Below are 23,581 nucleotides of genomic sequence, written 5' to 3' on the forward strand. Positions count from 1 at the left end.
CCTAGCCCTGGGCGCAGCCGGCTTCGTGATCGGCCGCCGCCGCCGAGCCCGCTTCGAGGCATAACCACCCACACCAGAACGGCCAGGCCCTCCGATCCACAACGATCGGCAGGTGTCCTGGCCGTCAGGGTCCGAGAAGCGCCAACGGAACGACAGCAACACCGTCACGCCTGCGATAGGCGTGCCCACCGGCATAGACGACGACGGCGTCGATGAGATCTCCGCCGATCCGCTCGCGCAGCCAATGCAGGTGCCTGGTATCGGCGTCCTCGACCCGGTCCGCCAGCTTGACCTCGATGGCCAGCACCCTGCCATCAGCATGCTGAACAATCAGATCCACTTCGTGGACATTGTTGCGGGTCCGCAGATGACTCACCCGTGCCTCGGCCGTTTCGGCATACGTGTGAACGCTGAGCGCCACGAGGTGCTCGAAAAGAGCACCGAGGACCGTGCCCTCGGACAGGTTGATACTGCCTTGCTCGGCGCGTAGCAACGCGACGGCATCGAGCCCCAACAGCCGAGCGGCCAGCGCCGGGTCGGCAAGGTAATGCCGGGATGACTGACCGAGGCGATCCAGATGGTTGTGGCCAGGAATCCATGCCGGCAGGTCATCGAGTAGCCACAACGATGACAGGGCGTCGCGGTAGGCGAGGGTGGTCTCCTTGGCTGGCTTGTTCGCCAGCCCAGCGGTAGCCGCGTCGAGAATCTTCGAGTAGGTCGCCGTCGTCGAGGTCGCGGCAGCATAGGCGGCAAGCCAGGCGCGCAACACAGCCGGACGACGGACCAGGTACCCCTGCTCGGGGAACTCCCGCTCCACCACGTTGTCCAGATACGCGTCCAGCTCGACCCGCCGGACGCGGGGCGGCAGTCCCCGAATCGCGGGGAATCCCGACGCGATGATCTCCTCGACGTAGGCGGCCAGCCGCAGTGCAGTCCGGCCCTCGATGTCCTTGTTGCCGGCCAGCAGCGCAGACAGGCTCACGGTAGGGGTCTCGACATCTCGTTCCGCCACACTGAGCGGGCGCATCCGCATCGGGACGATCCGCCCGGCACCCGAATGGATCACCGCACCACGAGGAGCCGAACTGCCGGCGATGATGAAATGCCCCGGTGGAGAGCCCGCATCAACCGCACGCCGGACCTGGTCCCAGACCTCGGGCAGTCGCTGCCATTCGTCCACGAGCACCGGACCCGGCAGGCGAGACAGAACTGAAGGATCAGCGGTAAGGATCTCCCGCTGAGCAGGCAGGCTCAGATCGACCACAGACGCGGCCCGTTGCATAGCAGTCGCTGTCTTCCCGACCCCTTTGGGTCCATGGATCGACAGAGCACGTAGATGCGGCTGAAGCTCGTCCAGTGGGCCGTCCAGGACACGCCGCCGATACTCGATCACCACCAGATCTTACCAGTTCGAACCGCTTAATCTTCCAATCGCATACGTTCTAGTCTTCCAAATGCACGGCCTCCACTCTTCCATTCGCACACCCACCCCTCCATCGCTTGCCAGCCTCAGCCAACGCAGCACAGCGTTGATGATCTTCATGACGGCCGCCGACACTCATCGCCCGACAGTAGAAGCCTCCGCTACAAGTCCCATAGTCGTCACCCCGCGGAGTGACGGAAAGCGTTGTGCAGATGAGCTAACCTTCAATCGCTCCGCATTGGAGCGTCTCGCAGTCTCGATGCTCCGACCTCTTCGTCTCTTTGCATCCTCTCCACGTCGGCGCAGGACCTACATGACGGCCAAGCATTGCCGGTCGAGTGGAGCCCTGTGCGCCTCTCGACCAGCATCGTCGAGAGGGAGAGAGTGTTAGATCTAGAGTTCCTGACTGCGCACACGCCAGCAGCCGCCATATTGTTGGGCTTCTGTGCCCGGCCAGCAGCAGACGCAGTCATATTCATCTCCGTGATGGTGTCCGTGGAGAAATCCCAGCGCGTGGAAGCGATCAAGGCCATCCGCTCGGGACAACCGCCGATGGCCCCCTCATCCTCGCCGGGCGATCCCACCCCGCCCACCGTCGAGCAGCCGGCCAGGTAGCGAATCGCCGCTTGAAGCAGTCTCCGACCTGCCCGAAAATCTCGACGTCGATCACGGGGGCGATCTTTTCGGCAGCCAAGGTCGGTGTCAGGCACCTGTTCCGCACCCGCGATATCGGTGTTCTGGCATCCGGCACGGGCATCCAAAGGGCATCAACTATGGCATCCTTCGCTCGTACGCCACGGACATTCTGGTGGCACCTATGGCACATCGAGCGCCGCTCGCGCTGAGCGCCTCGGAGACGTCGCGCCGCCCAAAGGCACCCCTCCACGCCCGGCCTTTCAGGCTTTTGTCCTAATCGGTCGAGATTCGTCGCTTACCGGTCACCGAGCCGACATATGCGGGAGGAAATCAGTGGCACCCACCCTCAACACGGTGGCAAACGATCCAGCGCGCCCACTACGGGAAAGGACACCTTGCTCAGCCGTACGACGGCAATCAGCAGCATCGCGGCGGGCGGACCGCAACCGGACCGCCTGCCGCGCCCACCGTGACGTGGGGTCTGGGGGTCGCCCCCAGGAAGACAAAGGTGGGGCGGGCGGGACTCGAACCCGCGACCGAGGGATTATGAGATCAACACTGGCGGTTGATCAAGCTGCATAAATATCCACTGAGCTGCGAAAAGGCCTGCCATCACCTGACAGCGTTCCACTGCCTCTTCGGGCTTCGTGCGGACTGAATGCGGACTACTCGATCTTGGGGAGCGCTCCTCGAACGCCGCCCGCCAGCTAACAACGCACGTCCGGCGTTCGGCAACCGGGCCACCACCGCAAACCGCGAAGCGGCACGACAGCACTGCCAACCTCACCCCAAACCCCGGCCAGAGGATCATCCATGCCATCCATGTGCCGCCACCTACCTCAGGATCGTAGTATCACCGGTGATACTGCCGGAGTATCATGGGTGATGTGGCGGACAGACTGGCGAAGATCCTGGCGGAGATGCGCCAGAGCCCGAACAACATCCGGTTCGCGGACCTGCTGTTCGTCTGTCAGCAGTACTTCGGAGAACCACGATCGCCGGGCACATCGCACCACGTGTTCAAGACGCCGTGGCCTGGCGACCCCAGGGTCAACATCCAGGACAAGGGCGGCAAGGCGAAGCCCTACCAGGTCAAGCAAGTACTGACCGCGATCGAGAAGCTGGAGGAATGATCGTGAGCATGGCAGACCACTACACCTACCGCGTCCATTGGTCAGCGGAAGACGGCGAGTACGTCGGCACCGTCGCCGAACTGCCTTCCGTCTCCTGGCTCGCCGCCGACCGGATGGAAGCCTTCATCGGCATCCAGCGCGTCGCCGAAGAGATCGTCGCCGACATGGAGGCCTCCGGCGAGACTCCCCCTGTGGCCATCGCCGACCGGCACTACTCCGGCAAGTTCCAGGTCCGCGTGCCCGAAGAGGTCCACCGCCGTCTGGCGATCCGGGCAGCCGAGCAGGGCGTCTCTCTAAATGCGCTGGCCTCCTCACGCCTAGCCAGCGCCTGACAGTTCCACGGCAGACTACCTACGGCGATCACTCGATCAGGCGGCGAGCTGTGAAGCTGTTCGGCAGCAACTGGTCTCGGATGCGCTAACCCTGAACCTATGGATTACCTACGGTACGGGTGGATCAAGCGTCGTACGAGGTCAACGGCCTGACAAAGATCGGCCCGGTCGGGTCCGGCTGCTGGCGTTGCTGTACTTCACCGATGTATAGCTGCGAGAGCCACTGGAGTATCCGCCCCGTCTTCAATCCGCTCTTGATCTCTGTCCGGCCTCGTCCATCACCAGAGATGTGCCGACGGATGTACCGTTTACCGGCTTGCCACCACAAGCCCGTGACCGTCCACCCCAGGACAAAGGAGCTCGACACCGTGGGATTTGGATGGGACGAACTCGACGCGCTGGGATCCGCCATGGGCGGAGTCTTCACGGCAGCGGCATTTGGCGGAACCCTGCTGATCTTGCGTAACGAGCGCCGCCAGCGCATACAGGGTGATAAAGATCGTGAAGCCGAGCGGCTGGACAATGAGCGTCGTCAGGCGCGACTCGTCTACGCGACTCTGACTGAGCCGCCGGAGGATCGCAGATGGGCCGAGCCTTCAGCTGGCGAGGTCTTCGTACGGGTGTTCAACCACAGCGATGCGCCGATCTGGGACGTGAAGGTTCCGATCCCAGATCGCGAGTACGCCCCGGTATTGATCGAGTGCGTGGGTCCCGGAGACTCCGAAATCGGTGGGGTCTATGACATGCCTGATGACTGGTACTTGAGGCATGTGGGTCCGGGTTGTCCGTCACTTCCCGACTGGATGCCCATAGACGTCTTCTTTGTTGACAACTCTGGGCGGCGCTGGCGACGCAGCGGTCGAGCAGAGCCAGTGCGGTTGCTCGACGGTGAAGATCTACGGCCACCAACACCCGACACCGACACCGACACCGACACCGACACCGACACCGACAGATAGTTACCGCACCATCCCGTCCGCCGTCGACCCACACCACGTGGAGCGGGCTTGGTTCAGGGCGCCAAGGTGGAGCGCCCAACCGGACGAACGACCTTGGCGCCCTGAACCAAGTCTGCTCGGCTTCGCCTGGGTCGACGGTGGACGGGATGGCATCCATCCTCGAAGCCCGAGGCTCCCGCCGGAGGCACCATCTGAGCCATCTCCGCAGCAGGACTGAGCCGGCGCGCTGGCCGATGCCGGCCGGAGGCCGCCAGCAGGCCGAGCGCGTCCGGCCGCGCTGCGCTTGCGCGGCGCCTTGATCCAGAACAGAGCAATTCGGCAGTGCGAAGCAATCGTTCGGCAACCGCCAGGAAGACCCCCACACTGCCAGGACGGTACTCATCCAAGATCGATGAGCTGCAACCCGTTGACCAGCGGCGGCGCGGATCGAATCACCGTAGCTCCCCGCCACGCCCCGCCGATGACCGGCCCGTCTGGCACGGATCTGGCATGGCAACACGGCTCGGACCCCGTGACCGATCGAGTCAAGGCGATCAGGTTAGATCAAGCGGGATACCAGGTCAGACGGCTTACAGCGATCTTGCTTGGGTCAATGCGGTCGGATTGGTTGCTGTACTTCTCTGCTGTACAGCAACCCTCGTCCAGACCGAGCCCAGCACTCAGGCCGGGGATTGCTCTGGCCCCTACCGCCGGCCGAGTGCACCGAGCTTGCCGTCCGGGCTATCAGTGAGGTCGGCCCGCGCGATGGCCACAAACTGGCCTACCGCATCCTTGTACTCGGTCTTCCACTTCTCCAGCGGCCTCTCCCGCCTAGCCTCCACTGACCAGACCACCTCGCCCAGTTTCTCGGAAACTCGCCACGCCGCCGCGTTCACATCCCCGGCTGACATGAGCCGCACCTCCTGGCATAGCACGTGAAGCGAAGTCAGGTCGTCTCTGTACTCGCTGATGCCGCCGTCCTCATGCCAGCCCTGCTTCAAACGTGCGTAGATCGCTTCGGCTGCGGCAAGAAGACTCGCGTAGATCCTTCGTCGTTCACTGAGCCAACGCCGCGAATCTTCCCGCTGGATCCGAAGTCGGTCGAGCCTCACGATTACTACCTGTGCAACCAGCACCCCGCCTAACGCAAAGAGACCGGTTACGAGCGGTACGCCCCACCACGGAACCTGAGTCATCGATCCACCGTAGTCGACCGTTTCCGAGCCAAGGAAACCTTCATGGACGTTCGACCTGCCGCTGGAGCGGCGAGCTGCTAAAACAGCCGACGTGGGTGTCTGCGGCGAGGCGTTCCTGTTGTCATGGAGTTGGACACCCACAGTGCCAGGACGGTCCTCACCCAAGGTCGCTGAGCTACATCGCGATGAACAGCATCGGCAAAGATCCACGTACCACTGGTCCCACCCACCTCCGTCGATAACCGGCATCTCGGGCACGCATGTAGCACAACACTTGAACAAGTCGGCCATACTGAGGCATGCGATTGCGTCGACAGCCTTCGCCAGCCACTTCAATAGAAGAGATTTCATCGAAAGATGCGCTAGCAATCGCCGTGCCTCATGTGTACGGCTACTGGGAAGGCCGCCATACTCATCGGATCCAGGCGGTCAACTTCCAGATCATCTTTATGTCATTGCTTACGACCTCCTATGCCGGAGTGCTTGCGACCAACAAAAACCCCGTCATCCTGGTCCTTATTGGAACCATCGGCTGCGTTGGCTCCTTGTTCAACCTGGTGCAAGATTTGCAATTCAAGAGGCATATAGATGTGGCAACATTGGCACTAATGGAACTTCAGGGGCGACTCGCGGATGCACTGGAGCTTGACTCAGTCCGCGTTATTGAAAAACTAAGGTCAGTGCGGGGCGTGAGCTTTACCACGCTTCTCGCTTTCGCCTATTCGATATCCGCCTGTCTCTCACTCTCAGGCGCAATATTTGGCTTGACGCTGACATGAGTAGCCTGAAGGCCCACTGACCCCCTTGACCCCCAGGTACTTTTCGATCTTGGCTGAGCTGGGCTAGATGCCTCTTGAACTGCCAACCATCGTCCACCGTCGTACGACATGGTCACTGGCGATTGTCACCCAGATAGTCACCCAGGCGCCCCGAGGCTTGCACTCTCGCTTCATAGCCTGCCTCCATAAGCACAGGGATCAATCCACTCTGGACGCGGAGAGCCTCCTGCCGCACCATGAGGCGTGACCCAGACACCGACATGGCTCGCCGTGGTGACACCACTACTATCTGGAGCCTTTGGCATAGTGGGCGCTCTAGGCGGCACAGCACTAGCAGCCAAGCGCACAAGGGAACGCGAAGATCAATCGTGGAAACGTCAACAGCAAACTGACCTGGCAAGATATAGGCGAGAACGCACCGACCGCCTTCGAGAACGGCGTGCCACCTTGTACAGCGACGTCGCCGAGTATGCCCAGCGACGCGACTCCTCACTTGAGGGCTGGCTAACGACCGAGGACGAGCCCGCACCAACCGGCGGATACGAGCTTCTACACCTTGATCAACTACACGCACGGATGAGGCTTCTCGCCCCACCGGCAGTACTCGATAGGTGGAATAGCTTTCAAGTAGCAGAGCGACGAGCCTTGCACCACTACCAAAACGACGTTGTACCGGTCAGCGTCAACGGTCGTCGATGGTTACATCGAACAGACCAATACGTTCGCAACCTTCAACTAGCAATTAGTGAACTATTTGACGCGCTGAGTGACGCGATTCAAGACCTTGAGAAATCCGAAACTGAGGTTGATGGAAACCTATAATTGGGCAGGATTCCAAATAAATTGATCCTGCTTAGGGTGCATCCCCAGTCATCACCCACGCTCCAGGTGCAAACCTCAAACGCCTGTTGACGTTGCCCTCACCATCTTGGAGAGCGATGTACAACAGTCCGTTCTCCTCAACCTTTGAAGTCACCCGTGGGCTTTCAAACTCAGCGATCTTACCGTTCGTAGTCTCAACCTTGATCTTCATAGCATCTAACCTCCTTCCACGGAGGGTAGCTGTAAGGTGTTGCCAATCATGGACGTATCTACTTATCCCGGCGTCAATGGCGACTTGACGCCCCGCACGTCGCGATGAGTCGGCGCCGGGGCGGCGGTGTGCGCCCACTTCGAGGGCAGGCCACCTGGCCTGCCCTCGACACCTGACCGCTAGGGCCGCAGAGGCTCCGAGGCTCAAGGGCCGTCGCTTGCGGCCGTCGCTTGCGACGCGAAGCGCCCTTGACCATGGAGGAGCGGCCCGGACACACTGCGCGCCGCCGCCCCGGCACCGACGGTAGCGCCTCGCGCTACGGCCTGGCGAGGCAGCTCGGCCGCGTCGCTCTGGCCGTGCCGATCGGCAGCCGGCCAACTCCGACGTCACCCCAATCCGCTAACCCTGTCGTCGCTGCGACCCGACTCCGCTTCTGCACGCCAGCCGACGGGCTGCCAGCATGTCCGGGCCAAGCGACAGCGGCGGCACGGGCACGCGCCCAGGCGGCGGCGTGAGCGGCCCGTTTCGGGACGCCTTGAGAACGTATAGAAAGTTTGAACAAGTCCGCGACGCTACCTCGCTAGGCCTGGACGGGTTTAGCTGTCACATGTGCGGCTTACTTGCGGAATTCGCCGTCTTTGACGCCGCTGACGAAGGCAGTCCACTCAGCCAGAGCGAAAAACAGGACCGGCCCGTCAGGATCCTTACTATCCCGGATAGCAAAGCCACCATCGGGGGTACTAGCAACCTCGACACAATTCCCACCGGAGCCACCTGAGCGGCTGCTCTTCTTCCAGGTCGCTAAGCGGCGATCAAAGCTAGCGGATTCAATGCTCATGGCTTCATCTCCTCTGTAGCCGCCGCAATTAGGTCAAGGGAGTCTGCGGGGCTGGCGGCTGTCGACAGGACCGACTCCCATGCGTCTCGATACGTCGCGACTTCACGAGGGTCATCGACATAAAGCGTTCGAGCGAGCAGTTCGACGCTTACGATGTCGCCGTCCTCGGCGTCGGCGAAGCGCAAAGTGATGAAGCCGCCTTGGACGGGCATGTAGGCGCCGGACCCGAAGGGGAGCACTTGCACGGTGGTGTTCGGCCGGCCGGAGGCCTCGGCAATGTGCATGAGTTGCTCGTGCATGACATCGGCTCCGCCGACTCGGCGGCGTAGGACCGCTTCGTCGATCACCGCGTGGACGCGGGGCGCCTCGGGACCAGTGAGAACTTGTTGCCTCAGCATCCGCGCTTCGACTCGTCGTCGGACGTGGTCTTCGTTGTCGCTGGGGCCGTTGGCAAGGACCAGGCCTTCGGCGTACCGCGCGGTTTGCAGTAGACCTGGCACCACAACCGGCTCGAATGTGAGTACCGCGCTCGCAGCCGCTTCCAGCCCGAGGATGTGTGCGAACTGCTTGTGGACTACGTCGTCGTAGCGGTGCCACCAGTCTTGGCTGCGTGACACGGAGGCGAGTTGGACGAGGGCGTCGACCTGGGACTGTTCGGTGAGGCCGTAGAAGGTCAGGAGGTCGCGGCAGTCGCGGGGCGTGGTAGGTGACTGGCCCCGTTCGATGCGGCTGACCTTCGATGGGGACCAGTCGAAGCGTGAGGCCACTTGCTCGCCGGTCAGGCCGTTCGCTAGGCGCAGCTTGCGCAGCTCAATGCCTAGTTTTCGCCTTGCTACTGAGCCGCCCTGTACTGCCATGGGGTCTCGCACCTCCCGTCGACGCACAGTCTCTCAGCCTCCTCTCGGTGATCTTCTGACGCGGGTGCATGGATCATGTGCGCGGTTCATGCAATTGCGTGGCGCACTTGCGCAGCGTACGGTTATGCACGGCTGCATAGCCAAGGGGTCCACCTGGCCGCTCCCTGACCTGTGCCGGTGCCCCGTCCAGTTACCGAACCGACTGGGAGTCTGCGATGCACAGACGGCGTAAGTTCTGGCGGTACTTCAACTCACGGTTCTGCACGTGCGGGCTGCTCTGGCCCTGCGTCGATCGGGAGATCGCCGCCGCACAGGCCCGCTGGCAGCAAATACAGAGCACGTCCTGGAATGCCCGGACGCTTCAGTTCGCCGTGATACCGCGAGCGAAGTCGACTCGCACGGATCGGCCGGCCGGATCGGCTGGGCGCCGGAAGCGCCGCCGTCGCGCATGACCGTCATCTTCGGGCCGGACATCCAGCTACACGTCACCGGCGCATCGGCTGAATGCGAACTCGTCCCCGGCGGCCCGGACAACGGCTCCGGCCACATCACTACTCTCCGGATCGGCGTCGTAGTCCAGCATGCCCTGTCCCAGGGGGCGAAGCCGCTGGAACTGGTCGGCACCTCCGAAATCAAGAAGATGCTGGGAGTAGGTAGGCAACGCGTGTACCAACTGACCTGCCGCCACAACTTTCCCAGTCCAGCGGCTTCTCTCGACTGCGGCAAAGTGTGGTTCAAGTCGGAAGTCCAGGAGTGGATCGACCGGTACCGCTCCTCGACGCTTCAGCAGTCCAGCGATATCTGACGCTTACCTGTCAACGCGGGCGGCGGTGCCGAACCTGACGCGTCGTCCCGACCGAAGGATGTGGTGCCGCATGGAGTTGAGTGCCGGTGACATCTTCATGGCCGAGCGGCTGGCCGATCTGATGTCCAATTACGACTATGCCTGCATCGACGGCAGCACGGTCATCGAACTGGCCGCCTCGCTGCGCGACTTCCTTCTCAGCAAGGGTGTCCAGACCTCCCCCGCCGGGGCGGAAAGGTACGTACGAGAAGCAGGCGTCGTTCCTTTGAACCCATAGACGCAGGACCGCACCTCCGACAAACGCCGGCTCCGCAATCGGGGCCGGCGTTTGTCGTGCCAGCGCAGGAGGCGGTTGTCCATCTCCACGTGACTACAGAGTCCGCGTCAGCGTATGGTGATCGGAAATTTATGCATGCATGAAAGGTGGCCGCCGGTGCCGACGGACGCATCCGCGCAGCGACTCCGTGTCGGGGCTGAGCTGCGGCGACTTCGGCTGCAAGCGCAGCTCTCCGGCGAGTTCGTGGCGAACGCCTTCGGTTGGGCTCAGTCGAAAGTGTCCAGGATGGAGACCGGTCGGACCGCCTTCACAGTTAAGGACGTCGCCGGCCTTTTGGCGCTGTACGGCGTGCCGGACGATGTCCGCGCCGAGCTGCTGGGGGCGACGGCTGAAGACACCGGTGAGGGCGCCTGGATCGTCCGCGCGGGCGGCTTCCCGCGACGGCAGGGCTCCATCTCTCAACTGGAGTCGACTGCCAAGCGCATCCGGCACCATCAGCCGGTGGTCCTGCCTGGCCTGCTCCAGACCTACGACTACGCCCGTGCCGTCATCTCAGCCGCGGGCGCTACCGACCCGGACAGCATCGCGGCGGCCCGGATGAAGCGTCAGGAGATGCTGACCGCACCGAACGCCCCGAAGTATGAGGTCGTCCTGGACGCGCGGGCCTTGCTCCTGGGCGTCGCCGACGTCGACCTGATCCGCGCGCAGATCCGGTCACTCGCGGAGCGGGTGGCTTCGTTGAAGTCGCTCGACTTCCGGATCATCCCGTTCGGGAAGGTGTCGCCGGTTTTCACGACGGTGGGCTTCACTCTGTACGAGTTCAAGGAGCCCACGAGTCCGGCCGTGGCCTGGGTGGAGACGCCTACCGGAGACGTCTACTTCTCGGCTCGCGAGGACACCGATCGTTACTCATCGCTGTTCCAAAAGCTACAAAGCGTTGCACTCCCCCAAAGTCATGCGGTTCGATACCTTCAGTCGCTTGAACATGACATCGAGCGATATCTGACCGGTCCCGACCTGGGAGGAATCTGACCGTGGACAAGCCTGACTTCAGTACGGCGAAGTGGCGCAAGAGCACCGGCAGCGGCGATGGTGGCTGCGTCGAGATCGCGTACGTGGGTGGCACTATCGGGGTCCGCGACACCAAGGACAACGGGACCGGCCCGATCCTGATGTTCAACGAACGCGAATGGACCGCCTTCCTGAGCGGCGCGCGCGGCGGCGAGTTCAACCTCGACACCCTCGCGGACTGAACGCATGACGGCGGCCAAGGACGCGGGCGAACGCGCGAAGATCGACCGGCGCACTATTCCGCTCTTGGCCGCCACGGGTATATCCGTCACCGGCGATGGCGCCTTCATCTCCGCCGCGCCCCTGCTCGCCGCCGCACTGACCCGCGATCCGGTCCAGGTCTCGCTCGTGACGGCCGCCGTTTACATCCCGTGGCTGCTGTTCGGTCTGCCCGCCGGCGCACTCGTTGACCGCTGGTCCCGCAAACGAGTCATGGTCCTGGCGGACCTGTTCCGGGCCGTCGTCCTGGCCGCGCTCGTCGCACTGCTGGTGATCGGTTGGGCTTCCCTGCCGGTGCTGGTGGTCGTAGTACTGCTAGTCGGTATAGCGCAATGCTTCTTCGACTCCGCGGCTCAAGCAGTGATCCCGACCATCGTCGGACGCGACAAGGACGCTCTCGCCAAGGTCAACGGCCGTTACTGGGCGCTCGACACCGTCGGTCGCTCCCTTCTCGGCCCTCCCCTGGGCTCGTCCGCCTTCGGCATCAACCGCGCTCTGCCCTTCGCGGCGGACGCCGTCTCCTTCCTCGCCTCGGCCTTACTGGTCCGACGGCTGCCGGACACCCCGAGGCCCGACGGCGATCACGAGCCGATTCTTTCGGCCGTCAAGGCCGGCCTGCGGCACCTGCTCCACACCCGCGAGCTGCGCGTGCTGGCGTTCAGCATGGGCGCCTACAACGGGGCCTTCAACATCGCCATGGCGCCCTTCGTCCTGTACGCCACCGACGTCCTGGATGTGCCCAACGCCGCATACGGGGTGCTACTCGCGATGAGTGCCCTCGGCGGTGTCGTCGCCGGTTGGCAGGCCGGACCTCTCACCCGCCGGATGTCCTACCGGCAGACCATGGCACTGGTGCACACGACTCAGGCCGCCGCTTGGGCCGGCATCGCCTTCACGGGCAACCCGTGGGCCGCCGGACTCTTCCTCGCCCTGCTCGGCGCGGGCTCCTCGCTGTCGAGCGTCGCGGTCGGCTCCGCGCGTCAAGCCCTCACCCCGGACCACCTGCTCGGCCGGGTCGTCTCCGCATTCCGCCTCTTCGGACTCGGCCTCGCCGGACTCGGCGCACTGGCCGGCGGACTCATCGCCAGCACTTGGGGCTTGACCGCCCCGCTCGTAGCAGCACCGATCGTTCTACTGATCGCTAGCTTGCTGACCTGGCCTTACAAGCGCCAGCACTGATAGATCGAAAATCTTCTCTCCTCTTTAGTGGACAGTTGACTATGCACACGTGCATAGTATCTATGCACGCATAGATAGAGCTGAGTTGTCGCCCTCGGCGACGAACTGGAGGAGATCCGCAGTGGCTGTGCCCAACGCGCTCAAGGTGCCCGTCCCGTTCGACTACGTCTTCCCGTCTGGAGCCCTGTTCCTCGGTGTCGAGGCCGCGACCGACTTCGACAAGCGCGGACAGGGTGACGACCAGCTCCGCGACAAGGAGACCGGCGAACGCGTCTGGGTCGTACGGGTCCTCGACCTCGACCCGGAGGCGGGCAAGTTCGGCGGGTCGAAGGAACTAAAGGTCAAGGTCGTCGCTGCTCAGCAGCCGGTCCCGCCCACCTCGGCGGTGCCGGGTTACCCGCCGATGGTGGCGTTCAACGACGTGATGCTCACGCCGTACGTGGACTCGCAGCGCTGCAAGAGCGCCGCCACCAAGTGCCGCTCGCGGCTGGCGTGGTCGGTCAAAGCGAGCGCCATGACCACCCCTGAGCAGACCAGCAGGCCGAAGGCCGCTTAGTTCACTTCTCGCGTCCGGGAGCGGGGCCAACAACCGCCAAGAAGTTCTCCCCGCCCCGGCCGCTCCAACCACCACCTGTGAAGGAGAGGGCTGTGGAGCCCAAGGTAGTCGACGCTGCCCGCGTCACGACACCGATCGACCTCGTATGGCGTAACTGCACCGGCTGCGATCGCCACCGACTGATGACGGATGGTGCCGACAGGTGCGACCTCTGCGCCGGGATCGCCCCTCGGCCTGCGGCTGAAGTCGGCTGGGACCTCGCCAACCAGCTCGCCCGGCTCGTCGGTGCCATCGAGGGATGGGCCGATGACCTCTCGGACGTCACCGACGCCGAGAAGCTCGCAAAGATTCGGCACCTGCTCAGCACCCGCAACCCGTATCGCCGCGAGACGGAGGTGCGGTGACCATGCCGCTGATCAACATCATTCGGGGCGAGACCATCCCCGTCGCTCCCCTCAACGTCCGCACACCTGTGGTCAAACTTCCGATCTGGCTGGTCGTCCTCTGGGAGACCGTCAAGGCACTGGCTTGGCTAGTCAACGGCTACATTCGCCACTGGTACGTCACGCTGCCGGTCACCGGCATGACCTGGCTCCACCTCGCCCACGGCTGGCAGGCTCTCGCTGGACTCGTCGGCGGCGTTACCGTCGCTGCGACCGGCTGGGCGTTCGGGCACCGGCCATCCTGGTTGCGGTTCGGCTGGTGGCCGATCTTCGCCAAGATCCGACGCTTGGTGTACCGACGGCGATGGATGGCGGCGATGGTCACCGCTGGGCTGTCGATCTCGTACGACAAACGCACGATCGTTCCGGAGATCCGCCGGGTCCGGTGTCGTGCGGACTGCGATGAAGTTCTGGTCCGGATGGTGACCGGGCAGATCCCGGACGACTTCGCCAAGGCGTCCGAGCGGCTGGCGCACACCTTCGGCGTGCGGCAGGTCAAGGCCATACCCGGCCCGACGTACGCCACCGTGGTCCTGGTCCTCATGCGCGGCGATAGCCTCCACGACACCGTGCCGCCGCTGCCCGTGCCGTACCGGCCGGACTTCACCGCCCTGCCCATCGGCGTCCAGGAAGACGGCGACCTCTACCGGCTGCGCCTGTTCGGCACCCAGGTTCTGATCGTCGGTGCTACCGGGTCGGGGAAGGGTTCGGTGATCTGGTCCATCGTCCGGTCCCTCGCCAACGGGGTCACGGTCGGACTGGTCGAACTGTGGGGCCTCGATCCCAAGGGCGGGATGGAGCTCGGGATCGGCCGGCCGTTGTTCGCCCGGTTCGCCTCGCGGGACTTCGCCGAGATGGCGGCCATGATCGAGCAGGCGGCGGCTACCGCTCAGGAACGCGCTGCTCGGCTGGCTGGCAAGACTCGCCAGCACACCCCGACCGTGGATGAGCCGCTGATCGTCCTGGTCATCGACGAACTGGCGAACCTGACCGCCTACCTGACCGAACGCCAACTCAAAGATCGGATCAAGGCCGCGCTCGGCATCGTCCTGACCCAGGGCCGCGCCGTCGGCGTGCACGTGGTCGCGGCGATCCAGGACCCGCGCAAGGAGGTGCTGCCCGCCCGTGGGCTGTTCCCGACCCGGATCGGGTTGCGGCTGTCGGAGCCGGCAGAGGTCGACATGGTCTTGGGCGACGGGATGCGCGACCGGGGCGCGCTCTGTGACCGCATCCCGCAGACACAACCCGGCATCGGCTACGTGACCTTGGAAGGCGACACGACACCGATGCGGGTCCGGCTGACCTACTGCGACGACGAGACCGTGCGCGACATGGCCGACCTGTACGGCGGTGCCGAATGAAGCTCACCGCTGGCCGCATCGAAGGTCTGACGTTGACCGCCATCCTGACGACCGTTGCCCTGGCTGCCGGGTGGGCCTCGTTCTCCCATGTCCACGACTGGACCATGCGCCACGCCCCGGCCGGCACCCCGGACGCCTTCGGCTGGGTCAATGCCGTCATCTCGGAGCTGGTGCCGGTAGCCGCGCTGCTCACCATCAAACGGCGGCGTCGGGTCGGTGCGGCGATCGGCTACCCGCTGTTCCTGCTCGTCGCCGCGGGCACCCTGTCGCTGTCGGCACAGCTCGCCGTCGCTCAGCCGAGTCCGTCCGGGTGGCTGCTGTCGGCGGTGCCTGCGCTGGCGTTCATGGCGCTGGTCAAGTTGGTCTTCACCAGCCCTGCTGCGGCTCCGAAGCCAGCAGCCACCCCGGCTGCTCCGGCTGTGCAGGTCGCTGCTCCGGTGGTGCCGGTCGTACCTGCCCGGCCGATGGCCCGGCCCAACGGCGTTCCGGTCATCGGGCAGGTGACCCGATGACGACACCGACCCAAACTGTCGCCCCTCGACCTGGCTCCCGCGCTGCCCGGTTGGGGAATCCTCGGGCCGTCGACGCGCTCAAAGACCTGGCCATCGATCACGGCGTTTGTATCCGCCCGATCGCGCTGCGCCGGACCGACCTGGCCACCGGCAAGACCGAACTTGTCGGCCTGCCCTGCGGCGCCACCCTGGAAGCCAAATGCCCTCCGTGTGCCAAGCGGGCGCGACGGCTGCGGCAGGTCCAGATCCGGGAAGGCTGGCACCGCACCGACGAACCGGTACCCGGCCCGGAGCCGGCCACGCCGCGCCAGCGAGACCTGATCACCGCACGGGCGCACTTGGAGTTCGAGCGGGCCGCGCTCCAACTCGTCGCCATGGAACCCGACCAGCGGACGGCAGAGCTGGAACGCATCGACACGGCGATCGGCGCTGTCGAGCAGGAGATCGCCGCCGAAGGACTGCGGGGCAGCATCGCACCCGGCCGGTCCCGCACCGATCCGGAAGACGACAGCGGCCCTCGGCGGGTCCGGTCGACGAAACGGCGGCAAGACGTCCCCGACCTGCCCCGACAGAAGGTAGAGGCGCGCACGGTCGGCCGAACCTACGTCGGCAGCGATGGGGTCGAGCACCGGCCGTCGATGTGGCTCACCCTCACCCTGGACAGCTACGGGCCGGTCCACTCGATCCACTCAGGGCGGCCCTGTGCCTGCCGTCGCTGGCACGCCACCGATGACGCGCTGCTCGGCACGCCGGTCGACCCGGCCCGGTACGACTACCGCCGGGCCGCCTGGGACGCCGTGCACTTTCCCCGGCTGCTCGACCGGTACTGGCAGAACCTACGGCGGGCGGTCGGCTGGAACGTCCAATACGCGGGCTGCGTCGAACCGCAACGACGTCTCGCACCACACGCGCACTTCGCGATCCGGGGCACCATCCCGCGGTCGATGCTGGAACTCGTCGCCAAGGCCACCTACCACCAGGTGTGGTGGCCGGCCGCCGACCGGCTCCGCTACCCGATCGACCGACCACCGACCTGGAACACGACGGCAGAGACGTGGGCGGACCCGGACACCGGACGACCGCTGGCGACGTGGGATGAGGCGCTGGACGACCTCGACGACGACCCGGACGCCGAACCCGCCCACCTGGTCCGCTTCGGTACTCAGGTCAAGGCCAAGGGCGTCGACCCGAGCACGCGCGACGCGGAGCGGACGATCGGTTACATCACCAAGTACGTGACCAAGTCCGCGGCAGACTGCCACGCGACCACGAGCGATCCGCAGCGCCAGCACCTCGACCGCCTCTGGCACGAACTCCGCGTCACCCCCTGCTCCGAGCGCTGCTCGAACTGGCTGCTCTACGGCGTCCAACCCAAGAAGGCCCACGGACGGCTCCGCCCCGGCCACTGCAAGGGACGCGTCCACCAGAAAACCACCCTCGGCATCGGCGGACGCCGCGTGCTCGTCTCCCGCGACTGGTCCGGCAAAACCCTCGCCGACCACCGCGCGGACGCTCACGCCTGGGTCAAGGCACTGCTCGGCACTACCACCGAAGAGGCGGAGGAAAAGCCGGCGGTCGCCTGGGAGATGGCTCGGCACGACGATCCCGACCTGCCTGCCCTCGAACACCGGCTCTTGCGGTCGATCTCTCAACGCATCCAACGTCGAACACAGCTCAACGCCGCGAGACGCGCGGTAGACGACCACGCCCCGAACACCCGAGAGGAGGCCCACCAGTGAGGCGCGGAACCGTTCGGCAACTGCCCATCGCCCCTCGGCTGTGGTCGGTCGACGATGTCTCCGGCTACCTCGGTATCCCGGTCGGAACCCTCTACCAGTGGCGCCACCGCGGACAGGGACCGCGCGCACGCAAGGTCGGCCGGCACCTCCGCTACGACCCGGCGGACGTGCAGACCTGGCTGGACGAGGCGGCCTGACCATGAGCATCGCCAAGCGCCCCAACGGCAAATACCGCGCCCGCTACCGCGACCCCGGCGGCCACGAGCACTCCCGCCACTTCGACCGCAAGGCCGACGCCGACCGCTGGCTCAACTCGGTGAAGACCAGCATCGCCCGCGGCGAGTGGATCGACCCGGCCCTGGCCAAGGTGACGGTCGGAGACTGGGCGGCCCGCTGGATCGCCAACCAGGTCCAGCTAAAGCCGTCGACCCGGTTCCGCTACGAAGCCGTACTCCGCAATCAGGTCCTTCCGGTGTGGGAACGCGTAGCGCTCTCGGCAGTCGCCCACACGGACGTAGGCGAGTGGGTCCGCCGACTCTCCGACGCCGGTCTCGCTGCCTCAACCGTTCGGCAAGCGCATCGCGTCTTCTCGCTCCTGCTGGCCGAAGCGGTCCGGGACGGCCGACTTCCCCGCAACGTGGCCATCGGCGTCCGCCTGCCCCGAGTCGGCAAGGCCGAGAAGTCGTTCCTGACGCACGCCCAGGTCGCCGATCTCGCAGACGCCGCCGAACCGCACAGCCTGATCGTGCGAGTCCTCGCCTACACAGGACTCCGCTGGGGTGAACTCGCCGCCCTCAAGGTCAAGCGAGTCGACCTGACCCGGCGCCGCCTGCTGGTCGCCGAGTCGATGACGGAGGTCAACGGCAAGGCCGTCTTCGGTACGCCGAAAACGCACCAGCGCCGTTCGGTCCCGTTCCCACGCTTCCTCGTCGACCCGCTGACGGACCAGATCATCGGCCGGAGCCGCGACGACCTGGTGTTCACCTCTCCGGAGGGCGGCGTGCTGCGCAACAACAACTTCCGCCGGCGCGCCTTCGACCGGGCCGCGGAAACCGTCGGGCTCAAGGGCCTCACCCCGCACGAGCTACGCCACACCGCCGCGAGCCTGGCGGTAGCGGAGGGTGCCAATGTCAAGGCCGTACAGCGGATGCTCGGACACGCGTCGGCGGCGATGACCCTGGACGTGTACGCGGACCTGTTCGAGGACGACTTGGACCAGGTCGCGGACCGTCTCGACCAGGCGGTCACCGCTCGTAGTGCGGACTGTTTGCGGACCGCGCCCGCCGGACCGGCCTTCGACGCGGTCCGGCCGCCCGCAAAAAAGCAGGTCAGACGAGTGGGGCGGGCGGGACTCGAACCCGCGACCGAGGGATTATGAGTCCCCTGCTCTAACCCACTGAGCTACCGCCCCGTACCGGCGGCGATACTATCCCGTGCCCCGCTCCCAAGCCTAGCGATCTATCGCTACACCAGGGATTTTGACAGAAGAACGATCTGCGGCCGGGGATCCCTGACTTGAAGATCCTCTACCCGGGGCGGCTCCTCGTCACAGGAATCGTCCCAGGCGGTGGACTCAGCGTAGTTCTCCAGGTAGACATCGCTCATTGAAACGGCCTAAACCGCCCGTTAAACCCCGACTCTCGAGCCCAGAGCGGCCAGTACCGCCCCGGCGGTGCGCCATCCGCCGGCCATCGCGCCCTGGATGGAGGGGCTGTCGCGGTGGTCGCCGGCTACGAACAGGCCGTCGCCCAGGTCGACCGGGCGGCGCAGCCGGGCCTGCGGCGGGTGGGCCGACGGCAGCGCGTGCGGGATGCTGATGACCTCCAGCAACTCCCAGTCCTCGGCCGATGTGCCGTAGATCCGCGACATCTCCACCCGGATGACCGCGTCGGAGGCGCTGGACGGTGCGGACGTGCCGACGATGGTGGCCGCGATGAGGCTTTTCCCGCTGGGGGCGTACTCGGGTGCCGCGTTGCTCATCACCACCGTGTTGGCGATGATCTCCCGGCGGTCGCCGTCCAGCAGCAGGATGGGCTCGTCGATGGGGGCGTGGTCGGCGCCGAAGTAGTAGGTGGTCAGGCTGTGCGTGTCCGGTCTGGGGATCCGGCCGCCGAGCAACTCGGCGGCGCTGACCGGGTCGGTGGCGACGATCACCGCGCGGCAGTGGAGTTCGCCGCCCTCGGTGACGACGACCCCGGGATCCACCGAGAGGGTACGGGCCCCGACCAGCAGCTGCGGGAACGGCAGGGGGCCGGCGACCGCCGCGGGCAGGGCGGCCATGCCGGCGGCGGGCACCCCGAGGCGGCCGCGGGCGAACGAGCGCAACACCATCGCGGCGACGTGACTGGACGTGTCCAGTGACCGGTCGGCGAACACGCCGGAGAAGAACGGCCGCAGCACCTCTTCGATGATCCGGTGGGACAGCCCGGCGTTGCGCAGCATCTCCTGGGTGCTGGTCTCCGGCATCTCGAGCAGCCGTTTCGCCGGCAGGGCGGCGCAGCGGGTGGCGAGCGCCGCGAACTTGAGCCGGTCGGAGAGAGTGCCGACACCGGAGAGCAGGGTCTGCGGGGTGCCGAGTGGTTCGCGGATCGGGTTCTCCAGGCGGTGCAGTTCGCCGCCGCGGCGCACCAGGACGCCGGAGGTGAAGTAGCGCATGTCGAGCGCGTCCACGTCGACCAGAGCGGAGAGCCGGGGGTAGGCGGTGTTGATCACCTGGAAGCCGCGGTCCAGGTGCCAGCCCTCGATCACGTCGGTGGCGACGCGGCCGCCGACCCGGTCGGACGCCTCGACGAGGATCCACTCGACCCCGGCCCGGTCCAGCCGACGGGCGGCGGCCAGCCCGGCGAGCCCGCCGCCGACGATGACGACGTCCACCTCAACGGGCTGCGACATTTCCACCTCACAGGCTGCTACTCAAGCGGAACTCAGCGTAAACCAGACCAACCCGCTGAAGGTGCCGAAAGGGAGCCGGGAAACAGAAAACCCCAGGCTCTGAAAGCCTGGGGCCGAAAGGTCTGCTCCCCGAATTGGACTCGAACCAATAACCTGCCGGTTAACAGCCGGCTGCTCTGCCAATTGAGCTATCGGGGATAGTCACAGTGTCTGCTTCTCACTGCTTGTCGCTTCGGTCTCCCTGGCGACGAGGAGAACACTACATGACCGCCCGGACCGCACGCCAACCGGATACCCCGTTAGCGTCAGAGGCCGACAGTGGGGCCGAAACCGGGATGTGTGGAGTACCGGCCCGGCAGGATGGGTATGCACCTGAGGCAGACGCACGCGCGTCGAACTACGGAAGGAGCCGCCATCATGCGCGGAAAGCTGATGTTCCTCACCGGTCTCGCGGCGGGCTTCGTCCTGGGCAGCCGTGCCGGCCGGGAGAAGTACGAAGAGATCCGGTCCACCGCTCAGAAGGCCTGGCAGCACCCGACGGTGCAGGAGGCCGCCGGTGTGGCCCAGGCGCAGGCCAACAAGCTCTACACCGAGGGCAAGGACAAGCTGCAGTCGTCCAAGCTCGGCGAGAAGCTGAGCACCAACGGGCACGACACCACGGACGAGCTGACCGCCCCGAGCGTCACCGGCACGAAGAGCACCGGCACGAGCTACTGACGCCGGTCGTCTCACGGCGCCGTTCCCGACCCCGGGAGCGGCGCCGAGGCATGTCCGGGACGGATCACACAAAGCCGAGGCACGTCCGGGACGGATCACACAAAGCCAGGGCACGTCCGGGACGGATCGAACCAAAAAGATCAGAAGATCAAAGACCAAAGATCAGAAGACGCAGGGTTCCTGTTCCGGCACCAGGCCGAGACCGGTCAATTCCCCGAGGACGTACGCCAGGGCCTCGCCCCGCTGTTCGTCGCTGCCGGGCACGTCCACGTCCACGTACTCGGTGCGGGCGGTGTCGGCGGCGAGCAGGTGCCGCAGCACGGGCTGCCAGGCGGCCGACGGGTCGGTTATTCGTGCGGTTATCACCGACAGCCCCGCGTCGGTCAGCCGGTCGATGCCGGCCTCGGGGGCCGGCCAGTCGCGGAGCACGGTGGGCAGATCGAGGCAGATGCCGAGCCGGTCCTTGTCGACGCGACTGAGGGCGGCGACGGTCTGCTCGGGGCTGTCCAGGATCCGGCCGGGGCCGGGCTGGAATCCGGCGCGGACGGCACGGCCCACCCGCCAGGCGAGGTCGGCGAGGCCGCCGGAGAGGCGGGACAGGTGGCGGGCGCCGTCGCGCTGCCGGGCCTCGTCCCATTCGCCGTCGCGGCCGAGGCCGCCGGTGACGAGAGCGCCGCGGACCTCCTCGGCGGGGAGCAGGTCGACCAGGATGCGGGCGAGGTCGAGGGTGTGCCGCAGCCGGGCGGGCTCGCTCCAGTCGGGGGCCGGGTGCTCGCCGCCGCCCTCGGGCGCGCCGCTCAACGTGACGACTTCGAGGCCGCGGGCGTCGAGTTCGTTACGCAGCCGGGTGCGGGCGCGGCCCTGTTCGGCGAGGGCGGCGGCGAGGCGGAGCGGCAGCCGGAGGGCGACGGTCAGCGCCCCGGTGCCGAAGTGACCTCGCAGAACGCTGTTGGCGGCATCGAGTCGCTCGACGGCCGTGGTCACGTCTTCGGCGTGGTCTAGGCTGATTCCGCAGCTCAGGTGCACAGTTCGGCCGGAGGGATGTCGAAGCCGCATCAATATCCTCCCCGGACGAGGTCTCCCGTGCAGGTGCACGTGCATTCGCACGCGCTGACGCTTCCAGTATGGACCATGCCGGGGCCGCGACCTGAACGGCCGAACCCTCGCATCAGGGGTGCCACAGCCGTCTCCATCCGTTGATCCGTGCCCTCGGGTACGAGCCTGTGGCGTGTGACGGATCAGCGGCGCACGTCGCGTGCGACGCGGCGACCAGCAACAACATGATCGAAAACGGGCTCACCTATCGAGTCAGGTCAATAGACTAGCCCGGGGTGACCAGCGAGTAGCTACCCCGGAACCAGCACGGAAGACCAACTTCGGTCACCCGCATTGTTCAGATTGTGCATAAACGGACATGCAATCGTCGGCTGCTCGTGCGTATGTTCCGTGCCGAAGCACGTTGGAAAGTCCCGGAAGGTCAGCGCTGGCTCAGGCCGTGATCGCTGCCCTTCTTCAGCTTCCGGGTGTCCCGCAGCTCCAGGAACGGCTCGTCGTCCGCCGGGTGCCCGGCCGCGATGGCCCGGCCCCGCTCCAGCTCCGCGTCCAGCTCGGCCCCGAGCAGGATCGCCATGTTCGAGATCCACAGCCAGACCAGGAAGGCGATGACACCGCCGAGCGTGCCGTACGTCTTGTCGTAGTTGGCGAAGTTGGCCAGGTAGATCGCGAACCCGGCGGACGCGGCCACCCACAGCACGACCGCGAACATCCCGCCCGGCGTGATCCAGCGGAAACCACCGGTCTTGGCGTTCGGCGACGCCCAGTAGAGCAGCGCGAACATCAGGCTGACCAGCACGATCAGCACCGGCCACTTGGCGATGTTCCAGACCGTGACCGCGGCGCCGCCGAAACCGAGGCGCTCGCCGACCACCCGGGACAGCTCGCCGGTGAAGATCACGATGGTGGCCGACAGGATCAGCATCAGGCCGATGGCCGCGGTGACCCCGACCCGGATCGGCAGGGTCTTCCAGATCGGCCGGCCCTCCGGCACGTCGTAGACCGCGTTCGAGGCGCGCATGAACGCCGCCACGTAGCCCGACGCCGACCAGAACGCGACGACCAGACCGATGATCGCGGCGAACCCGGCCGCCCCGGAGTCGCCCACCTGGGTCAGCACCGTGTCGACCAGGCTGCGCAGCTGCGCGTTCGGGGTCAGATCGTTGACCGCCTCGGTGACGGTGTTCTTGCCGTCACTGCCGAGCAGGCCGAGCAGCGAGACCAGCACCACCGCGGCCGGGAAGATCGACAGGACGCCGTAGTACGTCAGGGCCGCCGCCCAGTCCGAGACGTTGTCCTCGTCGAACTGTTTGAAGGTCCGCTTGACCGCCGCGAGCAACCCTTTCGTGCGCAGCTCGGAGGGCTTGTCCGGGCCCGCGTCCGGACCGGGCGGGGACGAGGAGTCCGAGGACGAGGAACCCGTGTGCGACGTGGCCGCCGCCGCCACGTCGTAATCGTCCGAGCCCTGACGGCGGGCGTCGTCGTGATGGCGAAGTCTCATGAAGGTCCTCCCGTACCGCAACCGGGGCCGACCACAGATGACCTGCGCGAACGGCCTACGGAAAGGGTTCCCGCAGGCCGTCGTGGCTAAC

The 23,581-nt window shown here is 65.8% G+C and carries 24 protein-coding genes and 2 tRNA genes; 17 read left to right on the forward strand and 9 right to left on the reverse strand.

The features are described 5' to 3' along the window. Window positions 1-124: 124 nt before the first annotated feature. Window positions 125-1,393: an ATP-binding protein gene (locus Aco03nite_RS44860; protein WP_203807837.1), complete on the reverse strand. Its 1,269-nt coding sequence runs from the start codon at window positions 1,391-1,393 to the stop codon at window positions 125-127. A gap of 1,553 nt (window positions 1,394-2,946) precedes the next feature. Here Aco03nite_RS44860 and Aco03nite_RS44865 point away from each other — a divergent pair. The 3 genes from Aco03nite_RS44865 to Aco03nite_RS44875 all read left to right on the forward strand — a co-directional run bounded on the left by Aco03nite_RS44865 (window position 2,947) and on the right by Aco03nite_RS44875 (window position 4,483). Next, a complete protein-coding gene (locus Aco03nite_RS44865; protein ID WP_239145957.1) occupies window positions 2,947-3,192 on the forward strand; it encodes a toxin HicA in 246 nt (81 codons plus the stop codon). After that, on the forward strand, window positions 3,189-3,524 hold the full coding sequence (locus tag Aco03nite_RS44870) for a type II toxin-antitoxin system HicB family antitoxin (protein ID WP_203807839.1): 336 nt from the start codon (window positions 3,189-3,191) through the stop codon (window positions 3,522-3,524). Before Aco03nite_RS44865 ends, Aco03nite_RS44870 begins: the two co-directional genes overlap by 4 nt. Before the next feature lie 332 nt (window positions 3,525-3,856). After that, on the forward strand, window positions 3,857-4,483 hold the full coding sequence (locus Aco03nite_RS44875) for a hypothetical protein (RefSeq protein ID WP_203807841.1): 627 nt from the start codon (window positions 3,857-3,859) through the stop codon (window positions 4,481-4,483). Between the two features lie 683 nt (window positions 4,484-5,166). Here the strand turns inward: Aco03nite_RS44875 and Aco03nite_RS44880 are convergent. After that, window positions 5,167-5,658 carry a hypothetical protein gene (locus Aco03nite_RS44880; RefSeq protein ID WP_203807843.1) on the reverse strand — a complete coding sequence of 164 codons (492 nt, stop codon included), beginning with the start codon at window positions 5,656-5,658 and terminating at the stop codon, window positions 5,167-5,169. 299 nt (window positions 5,659-5,957) lie between these two features. On the opposite strand from Aco03nite_RS44880, the gene Aco03nite_RS44885 reads away from it, so the two are divergent. After that, window positions 5,958-6,437, forward strand: a complete 480-nt coding sequence (locus Aco03nite_RS44885; RefSeq protein WP_203807845.1) for a hypothetical protein — start codon at window positions 5,958-5,960, stop codon at window positions 6,435-6,437. 1,649 nt (window positions 6,438-8,086) lie between these two features. On the opposite strand, the gene Aco03nite_RS44890 is transcribed toward Aco03nite_RS44885, so the two are convergent. Continuing rightward, window positions 8,087-8,308: a DUF397 domain-containing protein gene (locus tag Aco03nite_RS44890; protein WP_203807846.1), complete on the reverse strand. Its 222-nt coding sequence runs from the start codon at window positions 8,306-8,308 to the stop codon at window positions 8,087-8,089. After that, window positions 8,305-9,165, reverse strand: coding sequence for a helix-turn-helix domain-containing protein (locus Aco03nite_RS44895; protein ID WP_203807848.1), 861 nt, complete (start codon window positions 9,163-9,165; stop codon window positions 8,305-8,307). Before Aco03nite_RS44895 ends, Aco03nite_RS44890 begins: the two co-directional genes overlap by 4 nt. Before the next feature lie 265 nt (window positions 9,166-9,430). Between Aco03nite_RS44895 and Aco03nite_RS53715 the strand changes: the two genes are divergently transcribed. The 12 genes from Aco03nite_RS53715 to Aco03nite_RS54910 all read left to right on the forward strand — a co-directional run bounded on the left by Aco03nite_RS53715 (window position 9,431) and on the right by Aco03nite_RS54910 (window position 18,705). Beyond that, complete coding sequence (locus Aco03nite_RS53715; protein WP_239145958.1) at window positions 9,431-9,970, forward strand: helix-turn-helix transcriptional regulator; 540 nt, start codon at window positions 9,431-9,433, stop codon at window positions 9,968-9,970. Between the two features lie 70 nt (window positions 9,971-10,040). After that, on the forward strand, window positions 10,041-10,247 hold the full coding sequence (locus Aco03nite_RS44905; protein ID WP_203807850.1) for a hypothetical protein: 207 nt from the start codon (window positions 10,041-10,043) through the stop codon (window positions 10,245-10,247). A 156-nt stretch (window positions 10,248-10,403) separates the two neighbouring features. Further along, the gene (locus Aco03nite_RS44910; RefSeq protein WP_203807852.1) at window positions 10,404-11,279 is read left to right on the forward strand and encodes a helix-turn-helix domain-containing protein; all 876 of its coding nucleotides are present in this window, start codon (window positions 10,404-10,406) and stop codon (window positions 11,277-11,279) included. Between the two features lie 2 nt (window positions 11,280-11,281). Continuing rightward, on the forward strand, window positions 11,282-11,500 hold the full coding sequence (locus Aco03nite_RS44915; RefSeq protein ID WP_203807854.1) for a DUF397 domain-containing protein: 219 nt from the start codon (window positions 11,282-11,284) through the stop codon (window positions 11,498-11,500). 4 nt (window positions 11,501-11,504) lie between these two features. Further along, the gene (locus Aco03nite_RS44920; protein WP_203807857.1) at window positions 11,505-12,716 is read left to right on the forward strand and encodes an MFS transporter; all 1,212 of its coding nucleotides are present in this window, start codon (window positions 11,505-11,507) and stop codon (window positions 12,714-12,716) included. Between the two features lie 121 nt (window positions 12,717-12,837). Continuing rightward, window positions 12,838-13,272 carry a hypothetical protein gene (locus tag Aco03nite_RS44925; RefSeq protein WP_239145959.1) on the forward strand — a complete coding sequence of 145 codons (435 nt, stop codon included), beginning with the start codon at window positions 12,838-12,840 and terminating at the stop codon, window positions 13,270-13,272. 92 nt (window positions 13,273-13,364) lie between these two features. Continuing rightward, window positions 13,365-13,676 (forward strand): hypothetical protein, encoded by a 312-nt coding sequence (locus tag Aco03nite_RS44930; RefSeq protein WP_203807859.1) that lies wholly within the window; start codon window positions 13,365-13,367, stop codon window positions 13,674-13,676. 2 nt (window positions 13,677-13,678) lie between these two features. Then, the gene (locus Aco03nite_RS44935; protein WP_203807948.1) at window positions 13,679-15,076 is read left to right on the forward strand and encodes an FtsK/SpoIIIE domain-containing protein; all 1,398 of its coding nucleotides are present in this window, start codon (window positions 13,679-13,681) and stop codon (window positions 15,074-15,076) included. A 32-nt stretch (window positions 15,077-15,108) separates the two neighbouring features. Then, the gene (locus Aco03nite_RS44940; protein ID WP_307837680.1) at window positions 15,109-15,588 is read left to right on the forward strand and encodes a DUF2637 domain-containing protein; all 480 of its coding nucleotides are present in this window, start codon (window positions 15,109-15,111) and stop codon (window positions 15,586-15,588) included. Further along, entirely contained in the window at window positions 15,585-17,327 is a 1,743-nt protein-coding gene (locus Aco03nite_RS44945; RefSeq protein ID WP_203807864.1) for a replication initiator, read from the forward strand. The genes Aco03nite_RS44940 and Aco03nite_RS44945 overlap by 4 nt, the downstream gene beginning before the upstream one ends. Continuing rightward, entirely contained in the window at window positions 17,324-17,524 is a 201-nt protein-coding gene (locus Aco03nite_RS44950; RefSeq protein ID WP_373872690.1) for a helix-turn-helix transcriptional regulator, read from the forward strand. The genes Aco03nite_RS44945 and Aco03nite_RS44950 overlap by 4 nt, the downstream gene beginning before the upstream one ends. Before the next feature lie 2 nt (window positions 17,525-17,526). Beyond that, window positions 17,527-18,705: a tyrosine-type recombinase/integrase gene (locus Aco03nite_RS54910; protein ID WP_203807952.1), complete on the forward strand. Its 1,179-nt coding sequence runs from the start codon at window positions 17,527-17,529 to the stop codon at window positions 18,703-18,705. On the opposite strand, the gene Aco03nite_RS44960 is transcribed toward Aco03nite_RS54910, so the two are convergent. The 3 genes from Aco03nite_RS44960 to Aco03nite_RS44970 all read right to left on the reverse strand — a co-directional run bounded on the left by Aco03nite_RS44960 (window position 18,665) and on the right by Aco03nite_RS44970 (window position 20,417). Next, a tRNA-Ile gene (locus Aco03nite_RS44960) sits at window positions 18,665-18,738 on the reverse strand. The genes Aco03nite_RS54910 and Aco03nite_RS44960 overlap by 41 nt on opposite strands. 215 nt (window positions 18,739-18,953) lie before the next feature. Then, window positions 18,954-20,219, reverse strand: a complete 1,266-nt coding sequence (locus Aco03nite_RS44965) for an FAD-dependent oxidoreductase (protein ID WP_203807866.1) — start codon at window positions 20,217-20,219, stop codon at window positions 18,954-18,956. Window positions 20,220-20,344: 125 nt separating this feature from the next. Next, window positions 20,345-20,417: transfer RNA gene (locus Aco03nite_RS44970), tRNA-Asn, on the reverse strand. Between the two features lie 219 nt (window positions 20,418-20,636). On the opposite strand from Aco03nite_RS44970, the gene Aco03nite_RS44975 reads away from it, so the two are divergent. Next, a complete protein-coding gene (locus Aco03nite_RS44975) occupies window positions 20,637-20,936 on the forward strand; it encodes a hypothetical protein (RefSeq protein ID WP_203807868.1) in 300 nt (99 codons plus the stop codon). Between the two features lie 162 nt (window positions 20,937-21,098). Here the strand turns inward: Aco03nite_RS44975 and Aco03nite_RS44980 are convergent, their stop codons facing one another. Beyond that, window positions 21,099-21,920 carry a sugar phosphate isomerase/epimerase family protein gene (locus Aco03nite_RS44980; RefSeq protein ID WP_239145961.1) on the reverse strand — a complete coding sequence of 274 codons (822 nt, stop codon included), beginning with the start codon at window positions 21,918-21,920 and terminating at the stop codon, window positions 21,099-21,101. Between the two features lie 493 nt (window positions 21,921-22,413). Beyond that, complete coding sequence (locus Aco03nite_RS44985) at window positions 22,414-23,490, reverse strand: YihY/virulence factor BrkB family protein (RefSeq protein ID WP_203807872.1); 1,077 nt, start codon at window positions 23,488-23,490, stop codon at window positions 22,414-22,416. Window positions 23,491-23,581 lie beyond the last annotated feature (91 nt).

Source organism: Actinoplanes couchii, assembly GCF_016862075.1.
In the GTDB taxonomy this organism is placed as follows: domain Bacteria; phylum Actinomycetota; class Actinomycetes; order Mycobacteriales; family Micromonosporaceae; genus Actinoplanes; species Actinoplanes couchii.

Bases quoted from the DNA above. Each gene is read 5' to 3' on its own strand.
- Aco03nite_RS44870 (WP_203807839.1), top strand. From the start codon at position 3,189: ATGATCGTGAGCATGGCAGACCACTACACCTACCGCGTCCATTGGTCA.
- Aco03nite_RS44880 (WP_203807843.1), bottom strand. From the start codon at position 5,658: ATGACTCAGGTTCCGTGGTGGGGCGTACCGCTCGTAACCGGTCTCTTT.
- Aco03nite_RS44885 (WP_203807845.1), top strand. From the start codon at position 5,958: ATGCGATTGCGTCGACAGCCTTCGCCAGCCACTTCAATAGAAGAGATT.
- Aco03nite_RS44890 (WP_203807846.1), bottom strand. From the start codon at position 8,308: ATGAGCATTGAATCCGCTAGCTTTGATCGCCGCTTAGCGACCTGGAAG.
- Aco03nite_RS44895 (WP_203807848.1), bottom strand. From the start codon at position 9,165: ATGGCAGTACAGGGCGGCTCAGTAGCAAGGCGAAAACTAGGCATTGAG.
- Aco03nite_RS44905 (WP_203807850.1), top strand. From the start codon at position 10,041: ATGGAGTTGAGTGCCGGTGACATCTTCATGGCCGAGCGGCTGGCCGAT.
- Aco03nite_RS44920 (WP_203807857.1), top strand. From the start codon at position 11,505: ATGACGGCGGCCAAGGACGCGGGCGAACGCGCGAAGATCGACCGGCGC.
- Aco03nite_RS44935 (WP_203807948.1), top strand. From the start codon at position 13,679: ATGCCGCTGATCAACATCATTCGGGGCGAGACCATCCCCGTCGCTCCC.
- Aco03nite_RS44945 (WP_203807864.1), top strand. From the start codon at position 15,585: ATGACGACACCGACCCAAACTGTCGCCCCTCGACCTGGCTCCCGCGCT.
- Aco03nite_RS54910 (WP_203807952.1), top strand. From the start codon at position 17,527: ATGAGCATCGCCAAGCGCCCCAACGGCAAATACCGCGCCCGCTACCGC.
- Aco03nite_RS44965 (WP_203807866.1), bottom strand. From the start codon at position 20,219: ATGTCGCAGCCCGTTGAGGTGGACGTCGTCATCGTCGGCGGCGGGCTC.
- Aco03nite_RS44975 (WP_203807868.1), top strand. From the start codon at position 20,637: ATGCGCGGAAAGCTGATGTTCCTCACCGGTCTCGCGGCGGGCTTCGTC.
- Aco03nite_RS44985 (WP_203807872.1), bottom strand. From the start codon at position 23,490: ATGAGACTTCGCCATCACGACGACGCCCGCCGTCAGGGCTCGGACGAT.